The sequence below is a fragment of the Streptomyces sp. NPDC059080 genome, assembly GCF_042739975.1.
GTDB lineage: Bacteria > Actinomycetota > Actinomycetes > Streptomycetales > Streptomycetaceae > Streptomyces > Streptomyces benahoarensis.
On the sequence record NZ_JBHYGX010000002.1, the window covers coordinates 172675 to 179921 of the forward strand.

At 71.1% G+C, this 7247-nt stretch carries 6 protein-coding genes; 4 read left to right on the forward strand and 2 right to left on the reverse strand.

Annotated elements, in window-relative coordinates:
• Nucleotides 1–198: 198 nt before the first annotated feature.
• Nucleotides 199–873 (reverse strand): LuxR C-terminal-related transcriptional regulator, encoded by a 675-nt coding sequence (locus ACFWWQ_RS02070; RefSeq protein WP_384588581.1) that lies wholly within the window; start codon nt 871–873, stop codon nt 199–201.
• A 461-nt stretch (nt 874–1334) separates the two neighbouring features.
• Between ACFWWQ_RS02070 and ACFWWQ_RS02075 the strand changes: the two genes are divergently transcribed.
• Both ACFWWQ_RS02075 and ACFWWQ_RS02080 read left to right on the forward strand, forming a co-directional pair.
• Nucleotides 1335–2348 (forward strand): hypothetical protein, encoded by a 1014-nt coding sequence (locus ACFWWQ_RS02075; RefSeq protein WP_384588585.1) that lies wholly within the window; start codon nt 1335–1337, stop codon nt 2346–2348.
• Entirely contained in the window at nt 2345–5113 is a 2769-nt protein-coding gene (locus tag ACFWWQ_RS02080) for a right-handed parallel beta-helix repeat-containing protein (RefSeq protein WP_384588589.1), read from the forward strand. The genes ACFWWQ_RS02075 and ACFWWQ_RS02080 overlap by 4 nt, the downstream gene beginning before the upstream one ends.
• Nucleotides 5114–5206: 93 nt before the next feature.
• Here ACFWWQ_RS02080 and ACFWWQ_RS02085 read toward each other — a convergent pair whose 3' ends face one another.
• The gene (locus ACFWWQ_RS02085) at nt 5207–5923 is read right to left on the reverse strand and encodes a hypothetical protein (RefSeq protein ID WP_384588592.1); all 717 of its coding nucleotides are present in this window, start codon (nt 5921–5923) and stop codon (nt 5207–5209) included.
• Nucleotides 5924–6124: 201 nt separating this feature from the next.
• Between ACFWWQ_RS02085 and ACFWWQ_RS02090 the strand changes: the two genes are divergently transcribed.
• The gene (locus tag ACFWWQ_RS02090) at nt 6125–6442 is read left to right on the forward strand and encodes a WXG100 family type VII secretion target (RefSeq protein WP_384588595.1); all 318 of its coding nucleotides are present in this window, start codon (nt 6125–6127) and stop codon (nt 6440–6442) included.
• A gap of 150 nt (nt 6443–6592) precedes the next feature.
• A complete protein-coding gene (locus ACFWWQ_RS02095) occupies nt 6593–7114 on the forward strand; it encodes a hypothetical protein (protein ID WP_384588598.1) in 522 nt (173 codons plus the stop codon).
• Nucleotides 7115–7247 lie beyond the last annotated feature (133 nt).

Genomic DNA, 7247 nt, shown 5'->3' on the forward strand with positions numbered 1-7247 from the left:
ACTATGTCACTCCGCGCCCCGGGGGGGGCGGAGCTGGTCGGGGGGGGGCGCGGGGCCGCGTGGGCGGAGCCCGCGGCCCCCCCCCCCCCCGGCCAGGCGTTGGTGGTGACCGCCGTCCGGCGTCACCACGGTGCGCCGGAGGTGCCGTCCGGTGCCGGGCCGGCGGTATCCGGCACGGCGGATGTCCCTGTGGCGCCGTCAGTTCTTGCCGAGCAGCAGGGAGCGGGAGCGGCTGGCCATCGGGCCGAGCGCCCGGCCCGGAGCGGGCAGCGGCGGACCGTCGCCACCGGCCGCCGCGGGGTCGCGCAGCAGGCCCAGCTCGATGGCGGTGCGGGTCAGGTCGGCCTTGTTGCCGACGTTGAGCTTGGTGCGGATGCGCTTGACGTACGTGCTGACCGTGGCCTCGGTCAGGCCCATCCGGCGGCCTATCTGACTGTGGGTCAGGCCCTCGGCGAGCAGGCGCAGCGCCTCCAACTCCCGGCGGGCGAGCGAGCGGGGCTCGGCGCCGCCGGGCTGCTGCAGTTCGGCCTGGAGCCGCGGCACGAGCGTCGAGGAGAGATGGAAGCCACCACTGGCGACGGTGTCGACGGCGCGCAGCAGCTCCTCGTCGTCCACCCGTCCGGTGACACAGCCCAGCACCCCGGCGCGGACGGCCTCCAGCACGCGGTAGGGGCGGTGGAAGTCCGAGACCAGGAGGACCGGGGCGCAGGCGACGAGCCGGGCCAGGGTCTGTCCGGGCAGTTCGGACTCCGCGGCGCAGTCGTGCACGGGCGGGCCGTACAGGATGGCGTCGGGTCCCGGGGTGCCGAAAGGGAAGTCCTGCACACGCTCCACCGCGGCGACCACGTCGAGCCGTGGGCTCTGGGAAAGCACCCTCTCCAGTCCGTGCCGGACCAGATTCTGATGCTCGATAATGGCAATTCGCGCACAATTGGACATGCGTATTCCCGTCCTCAGGTCAATGCGTCACGCTCAGGTCCCCCGCTCGACACGCTATCCGGGCAGCGAGTCGATGCCCTTTTAATGTACCGGACAAAATCAACAGTGCACGGATCGATGGAGATCCGTGACAGAACCAACGGGGCCGCAGGTCAGAGCGTTGACGTAGCGTCAAACCCCGTACAGGTGCACCGGGGACGGATCCACCGCCACCATAGTTCCCCACTCCAGGTCACGATTGCGTAATACTTTGCCACGGCCGCGTAATAAATCCGCATGACACCGCAAGACAAATCGCTCAAGCTGAAATGAATTTTCCTGGCGGACATTTTCCGTTTACCCCTCGGCGGTATTCTGTGCCGCCTGTCCGTTACGGCAAGACAATTGGAGAGTACGTGGCTGACCAGGAGAAGCCCCCGCAGCCCGCTGCCGAGGCACCAGGCCGCCTGCCGGAAGAGGACCGGCACGGCTTCGTCTCCGCGTTCGTGGGCGGTGTCCGCCCCGACGGCGAACAGGGCAAGCCCGGCAAGCGTCTGGTGGCGATCGGCATCGCCGTCGTCGCCGTACTGAGCCTCGGCGCCCTCGCCATCGGCGCGCTCAACAGCCCGGGCGACAAGAAGAACCAGGCCGACAAGGTCGCCCCGGCGGGCGCCACCGCCAACACCGACCACCACCAGGACGGCAAGGCGGCCCCCAACAGCCCCCACGGCCCCGGCGGCAACGCGGGCGGCACCGGCGGCCAGCAGCAGACGATGCCGGACGGTCAGCGGATCATCCCCGCCGAGGACAGCCCCACCACGGGCTCGACGCACACCCCGCCGTCGCCCGCCGCCACCAAGGGCGAGGGCGGCAAGACCGTTTCGCAGAAGTCCGTCCCGTCGTTCACCGCGCTCGCCGGGTACGGCTGCCCGTCGTCCGCGGACGCCAAGATCTGGACGAAGGACCCGAACTTCAGCCCTGAGGCGGGCTGGCTGAAGTCCACGAACGGCGGCTACACCGGTTCCGGCTGCAACGGCCAGTACCTCTCCGTCCCGATGTCCGGCTCGTCGACGAAGTACGACGCGACGCAGTACGTGCTGTGGAAGTTCGACTACCACGCGAAGATCAAGGGCGCCGCCTCCTGCCGCCTCGCGGTCTTCGTGCCGGGCAGCTCCGACATCCGTTACGTCGGCGGCCACCCCGCCAAGTACGCGGTCTACGCGTCGGACCACAGCGGCGGCACCCCCGCCGGGAGCTTCGACGTCGACCAGGTCAACAACCACGGCAAGTGGCTGGCCCGCGGGCCGTTCAAGGTCGACGGCGGCTTCGTGACCGTCAAGATGTTCAACACCGGCATCGACTACACGTCGTCCACCAAGGACGCGCACGACGCTGCCGGGCCGGTCCAGCTCAGCTGCACTCCGGCATGATCGGGCGGTCCAGCGGCGCGGCCGCACTGCGCGTCGGAGCCCGGGGCTGGGGCGGGCACCGCACCATCGGCGCGGCGTTGCGCGCCGCTGGACCGGGCACCGTGCTCTCGGTCCAACCCGGCACCTACACCGAGAACATCACCCTGGAACGGGACATCAGCATCGTCGCCGAGCAGGGCGCCGGAACGGTCCGCCTGATGGCCTCCCGTGGCACGCCGCTGACCGTGCTCGGCGGCGCCGGAGAGATCCGCGGGCTCACGGTCCAGGGCATCGACCCGGATCAGCCCGCGGTCGCCGTGACGGGCGGCACCGCCGTCCTCGACGGCTGTGAGATCACCGGCGGCCGCATCGAGGTCACCGGCACCGCCGCGCCCACGCTGCGCGACTGCCGGGTGCACGACGCGGGCGGGCCCGCCGTACGCCTGAGCGGGGACAGCCGGGCGACGCTGGAGCGGGTGACCGTCACCGACACCGGCGGCACCGCGCTGCTGGTGGAGCACGGCGCGGACGCCACCGTCACCGGGCTCACCGTCAACACCGCGGCCGGGCACGGCGTTCTGATGCGCGGACCGGCCACCGGCAGCTTCACCGACTGCGAGATCGCCAGGACCGCCAAGGCGGCGCTCGCCGTCGAGGACGACGCCCGGCCGGTGCTGCGCTCCTGCCGGCTGACCGACGGCGCCGCCCAGGGTGTTCTCGTCACCTCCTCCGCCACCGGCACCACCCCGGCCCCCGCACCGGACGACACCGATGCGGGCAGCGGCCCGGAGGGCGATGCCGGGGCGTCCGGGAACACCGCGGGCGTGCTGCTGCACGACTGCGAGATCGCCCGGAGCGGCACCGCGGGCGTCCAGGCCGCGGGTCCGGTGCTGCTGACGCTGCGTTCCTGCCGGGTCGACGAGTCCGGGGGCGTCGGCGTGCTCGCCGCCCAGGGCGCGGTGCTGCGGCTGGACGCCACCACCGTCGGCGACTCCGCCGACAGCGGTCTGGCCGCGGGCGGCACCGCACAGGTCGAGATGCGCGGCGGTGGCCTCGCCCGCTCGCGCGCCAACGGCGCCTTCGCCACTGACGAGGCGCAGTTGACGCTGATCGACTGCGCGGTCACCGACAGTGCCTTCACCGCCCTGCACCTGGCGGGCTCCGCCCGTGCCACGGTCCGCGACGGTGAGCTGCGCGGCACCCCCCAGCACGGCGCGCGGGTCACCGAACGCGCCCTGCTGACGCTGACCGGCACCCGCGTGGAGTCGACCGAGCTGTCCGGCATCGCGGTGGACGGCGGCGACCTGACGGCGCGTCGTTGCCTGGTGACGGACGCCGGTACGGGCATCAGCCTGACCTCCGCGCACCGTCCGCTGCTCGACAACTGCGAGATCACCGACTGCGGCACCGGGCTGGAGGTGACCGCGGACACCGGCGCGCTGGTGGCGGACACCCGGGTGCGCGGCAGCCGTTCGGCCGGGGTGTTCCTCGGCGAGCGCAGCACCGCCTGGCTGGACAGCTGCGAGATCACCGACAGCAAGGGCAGCGCCCTGGTGCTGTGGAACGGCGCCCGGCCGCGGGTCAGCGGGGTGCGTATCGCCCGCTCCGCGAAGAACGGCGTGTACATCGCCGACGGCGCGGCGGGACTGTTGACCGACTGCGACATCTCGGCCACCGGTTTCCCGGCGCTCTACGTCGGCAAGGACGCGAAGCCGGTGGTGCGCCGGTGCGTGGTCCGTGACACCGACGAGGACCTGAAGGTCGCGGACGGCGCGGATCCGGTCTTCGAGGAGTGCCGGGTCGACGCGGTGAAGGACAGCACCCTGCCGGTGTCCGCGACGGGCCCCGCGCCGGCCGGCGCCCGCGCGCTGGCGGCGGGCGGCGCGCCCGGCACCGGCCCGTCCCTGGGCGCCGAGACCGTCGAGGCGTCCGCCGAGTCGCTGGAGGACCTGCTGGCCGAACTCCGGGCCCTGATCGGTCTGGAGCGCGTCAAGCAGGACGTGGAGACGCTGGTCAAGCTGATGCAGCTGGTCCGGCGCCGCACCGAGGCGGGCCTGCCGCCGCCCCCGCTCAGCCGCCATCTGGTGTTCGCGGGCAACGCCGGTACGGGTAAGACGACGGTGGCCCGGCTCTACGGGCGGCTGCTGGCCGCGCTGGGGCTGCTCACCCGTGGTCATCTGGTCGAGGCGGACCGGGGCGCGCTGGTCGGTGAGTACGTCGGCCACACCGCGCCGAAGACCACCGCGGTGTTCCGGCAGGCGGTCGGCGGTGTCCTCTTCATCGACGAGGCGTACGCGCTGGTGCCGCACGGCCAGGGCAACGACTTCGGTATGGAGGCCATCTCCACGCTGGTGAAGCTGATGGAGGACCACCGCGAGGACGTGGTGGTGATCGTGGCCGGCTACCCCGACGAGATGGGCCGGTTCATCGACGCCAACCCCGGTCTCGCCTCCCGGTTCACCCGGACCCTGCTGTTCGACGACTACGACACGGACGAGCTCGTCGGCATCGTGGGGCAGCAGGCCGAGCAGCACCGCTACGAGATGGGCGACGCGACGACGGAGGCGCTGGCCACGTACTTCGCGGGCGTCGAACGCGACGACCGGTTCGGCAACGGCCGTACCGCCCGTCAGCTCTTCCAGCGGATGACGGAACGTCATGCGGCGCGGTTGGCGGACTCCGCACTGCTGACGTCCGCGACGTCGGACGAGGCGGACGCCGAGGCGGAGACGAAGAACCTGGTGACGCTGTTGCCGGAGGACATCCCGCCGGTGCAGACGCTCTGACCGGCGCCGCACGACGGCAAGGGGCCGGGGCACCGTTTCACGGAACACGGTGCCCCGGCCCTTTGTGTGCCGTCCGGGCCCGGTGGGCGGCGGTCACTCCGCGATCGGCTTGCCCCGCGGCTCGGGGAAGACGGACGCGTGGTCGGCGTTGGCGTAGTAGGTGCCCGCGCGGTCCAGCCGGACGATGAACTGACCCGCCAGCTCGATGGCGTTGGCGCACTCCGCCAGCACCTGGTTCATCTTCGGGACCATCGCTGCGGCGTATGCCTTGGCGGCGTCCTGCACCTGCTCGTCCGGTTCGTTGCCGCCGTTGTGCTTGGCGTAGTTGGGACCCACGCCTTGGGAACTCTGCTTGGCGTGTGTGGCGCTGCCGTCGAGCTTGCCCCAGTCGTCCTTGTGCGTCGCCTGCTGGCCGAACGTGGCGTTATCGGTCGAGGCCGTGTAGACGATCGCCTTCAGCGTCTGGTAGTTGTCGACCGAGCGCCGGGACGACTCCAGCATCGTCTGCATGGCATTGACGATGGTGCCGACGCCGACGTTGATCGCCGGGTGGATGCCCGCGGACTGGTTGTCGCCACCGCCCCCGCCGCCGCCCTTCGGCAGGTAGGTGGTGATGGGCGGCGCATCACCCCAGATCATCGACAGGGTGGGAGGCTGCTGGTACGAGGGGACGATCTGCCCTTCCAGCTTCTCCTTCTCTTTCTGTTCGTCCGACTTCCCGTCGTCCTGGTGCGGATCCGCTTGCGGCGGCCCGTCCTTGTCGTCCTCCCTGGGCGGGCCGTGCCGTGAGTTCTTCGGGTCTACTGCCATCGCTGCCTTCCACCGGGTTCGCTCGGGTAGGGTCCGGTCAATCCCACCTCATCCCATCGGATGCGGCGGCGGCCTGCCAGGTCCCAGTTCAGAGAGACGCCGACGGCGGCGGTCCTGGGGGAGGTCCCCGTTCAGAGACACCGCGCCTGTCGGAGAATTGGGGCGTATCCCGGGTCCGGCGGCCGCCGCTAGGGTCGCAGGGTGGCCTCTCATACCCTGACCCAGACCGAGTTCCGCGTCGAACTGGAGCACCTTCACGACGCCATGTCCACGGTGAAGGGCTGCACCGCCAGCATCGAGAACGACGTGATGCTCGTGAAGCAGGTCCTCAACCTCGCCGAGGGCGTCTGGCAGAGCCCGTCGGGCGCGACCTTCGGCAATCTCCAGCGTGAGTTCGGCGACAACATGACCGTCCTCGTCGAACTGCTCCGCGACATGTCGACCCGGCTGCACTCCGCGTACGAGGAGTACCGGCAGGTCGAGGAGACCAACACCAACAACTTCCACAAGACGCACTAGCCTCGCGGACCGCGGACGCCGTCGCGCGACGGGCCGCCCGGCCTTCCGGTGCGGCGGCGATGCCGGGCGTCAGGACCACGCCAGCGAGGGAGCCACCCGCATCGCCCGCCCCGGCCCGGAGTGTGCTCCCCACCCCCTCCAGGAGCACCGGTGAGCCCCCAGCAGCAGCCCGACCCCATCGACCTCGACCCGACGAAGGCGCCCGTCTACGGCGCCCGTGGCGCCAACAACGCCCAGATCAATGTCGACGCCCAGCTTCTGCGGATCTTCAGCTCCCAGCTCGGCGGTACCGACGGCACCGGCGGGCTGGTCGAGAACCTCGTCTCCCAGATCTCGACGATCAATGCCGTGATGGGCGGGCTGAAGCTCGCCTGGGCGGGCCGGACGAAGGACGAGGTCGAGGCGTTCTACGAGCGCTGGGACGCCTGCATGACCGACCTGTTCGGCAAGCAGGGCGACGACGCGAGCGCGCAGAACGCCATCCTGCCGCGCATCGCCTTCTCGCTGGGCGCCGCGGGCAACAACTACCTCCGGGCCGAGGACAACATCGTCAAGGAATTCACCGAGTTCAAGAACCAGATCAACGCGGATTCCGGCGACGGGGGCGGCAGCACCTCGCCGCAGAGCATCAGCGACCCGTCCGTGACCGCGATCGCCGAGAACTACGGCTGACGCTCCCGCCGCCCCGGCCACCGCGCCACGGCACCCGCTCCACCCTTCGCACCACCGGCGGTGCTCCCGGCACTCCGGGGACACCGCCGCCCCTCCCCCACTCCGTTCACTCCGTCCCACAGGTGATGTCGCC

Excerpts from the sequence above, each read along its gene's own strand:
- ACFWWQ_RS02080 (WP_384588589.1), top strand. The coding sequence starts at position 2,345 with ATGATCGGGCGGTCCAGCGGCGCGGCCGCACTGCGCGTCGGAGCCCGG.
- ACFWWQ_RS02085 (WP_384588592.1), bottom strand. The coding sequence starts at position 5,923 with ATGGCAGTAGACCCGAAGAACTCACGGCACGGCCCGCCCAGGGAGGAC.